Origin of the sequence: Microbacterium deminutum, assembly GCF_039530205.1 — a bacterium.
GTDB classification, from domain to species: Bacteria; Actinomycetota; Actinomycetes; order Actinomycetales; family Microbacteriaceae; genus Microbacterium; species Microbacterium deminutum.
In genome coordinates, this window is record NZ_BAAAOG010000020.1 from 1 (window position 1) to 2,132 (window position 2,132).

Here is a 2,132-nt window from a genome sequence, read left to right on the forward strand (position 1 = left end):
CTGTCGGCGACGGGCGAATCTGATGCATTAGCGACGGGCGAAAACGAGGCCACCCAGACAGATTGGGTGGGTGATCTCGGTGGAGGATTGGGCGTTGATCCGGCGACTGGTCGCGGATGGTGTTCCGCAGCGGCAGGTCGCGAGACAGTTGGGGATCGGCCGGTCAACGGTCGATAGGGCGTTGGCGTCGGAGCGGCCGCCGAAGTATGAGAGACCGCCGCAGCCGACGTCGTTCACGCCGTTCGAGCCGCAGGTGCGGGCGTTGCTGGCGGAGCATCCCGATATGCCGGCGACGGTGATCGCGGAGCGGGTGGAGTGGTCGGGGTCGATCACCTGGTTCCGTGACAACGTGAGACGGCTCAGGCCGGAGCATCGGCCGGTCGACCCTGCGGACCGGCTGGCGTGGGCGGCGGGGGACGCGGCGCAGTGTGATCTGTGGTTCCCGCCGCGGAAGATCCCGCTCGAGGACGGCACGACCATGCTGCTGCCGGTGCTGGTGATCGTCGCCGCGCATTCACGGTTCCTCACGGCCCGGATGATCCCGACGCGGAAGACGGAGGATCTTCTGCTCGGGTCGTGGCAGCTGATCCAGCAACTCGGCCGCATCCCCCGGCGGCTGATCTGGGACAACGAACCCGGCATCGGGCAGAAGGGGCGACTTGCGCAGGGCGTCGCATCGTTCGCGGGAACCCTCGCGACGAAGGTGGTGCAACTGCGGCCTTATGACCCGGAGTCGAAGGGGATCGTGGAGCGCCGCAACGGCTGGATGGAGACCTCATTCATGCCCGGCCGGACCTTCGCTTCACCGGCGGACTTCAACGGCCAGCTCGCCGAATGGTTGGATAAGGCGAACGGCAGGTTGGTGCGGACGATCAAGGCACGCCCGGTCGATCTGATCGAGCACGACCGTTCCCGGATGCTGCCGTTGCCGCCGATCCCGCTGCAGCTGGGATGGCGGGAACGGGTCCGATTGGGCCGGGACTACTACGTCCGCCTCGACGCGTCCGACTACTCCGTCGACCCGACCGTGATCGGCCGGATGGTCGACGTCACCGCAGACCTCGACAGAGTGAAGGTTCGCCTCGACGGGCGGATCGTCGCCGACCACGCTCGGGTCTGGGCACGCGGCAGCACCATCACCGACCCGGCCCACGTGGAGACCGCCAGACGGTTGCGGGAGCAGTTCCAGCAACCACGACACGGATCGGTTGGCGATGAGCTGGTACGGGATCTCGCTGACTACGACCGGGCGTTCGGCATCGAAGGAGTCGCATGATGGCCACGGCGAAGAGCACCGAGTCGGTGAAGCAGATCACCTATCTCGCCAGCGCTCTGAAAGCACCCCGGATCACTGAAGCCGCCACCCGGATGGCTGATCAGGCGCGGGATGCGGGCTGGTCGTTCGAGGACTACCTCGCCGCGGTCCTGGAACGCGAAGTCTCCGCCCGCAACGCGTCGGGCGCAGAGCTGCGGATCAAAGCAGCTGGGTTCCCTGCGCGCAAGACCATCGAGGACTTCGACTGGGACGCCCAGCCCACGGCCCGGCAGCAGATCGCCGGGCTTGCATCAGGCGGGTTCCTGCTGGAGGCGCAGAACGTCGTGCTGCTCGGCCCACCCGGAACCGGCAAGACCCACCTCGCGACCGCGCTCGGGATCGTCGCCGCGAGGCATGGGCACCGGGTGCTGTTCGCGACCGCGACCGACTGGGTCACCCGCCTCACCGACGCGCACCGGCAAGGCCGACTCCCGCAGGAACTCACCCGGCTTCGCCGTTACGGGCTGATCATCGTCGACGAGGTCGGCTACCTGCCGTTCGAGCAAGACGCCGCCAACCTGTTCTTCCAACTCGTGTCGTCGCGCTACGAACACGCCTCGCTGATCCTCACATCGAACCTGCCGTTCTCCGGCTGGGGCGGGGTCTTCGGAGACCAAGCCGTCGCCGCCGCGATGATCGACCGCATCGTCCACCACGCCGACGTGCTCACCCTGAAAGGCGCCAGCTACCGGCTCCGCGGCAGAGGCATCGACAGCCTCCCCAGCATCAGAACCCAAGATCCGGCAGACTAACAACACGAACTAGTGGCCTCATTTTCGAACGTCGCAATGGCCTCATTTTCGAGCGTCGCCGACAC

The 2,132-nt window shown here is 66.9% G+C and carries 2 protein-coding genes; both read left to right on the top strand.

Annotated elements, in window-relative coordinates:
* Positions 1-70 precede the first annotated feature (70 nt).
* Positions 71-1,276, top strand: coding sequence for an IS21 family transposase (gene istA / locus ABD212_RS18935; protein WP_344097771.1), 1,206 nt, complete (start codon positions 71-73; stop codon positions 1,274-1,276).
* Positions 1,276-2,067 carry an IS21-like element helper ATPase IstB gene (gene istB / locus ABD212_RS18940; protein ID WP_344097773.1) on the top strand — a complete coding sequence of 264 codons (792 nt, stop codon included), beginning with the start codon at positions 1,276-1,278 and terminating at the stop codon, positions 2,065-2,067. The genes istA and istB overlap by 1 nt, the downstream gene beginning before the upstream one ends.
* Positions 2,068-2,132 lie beyond the last annotated feature (65 nt).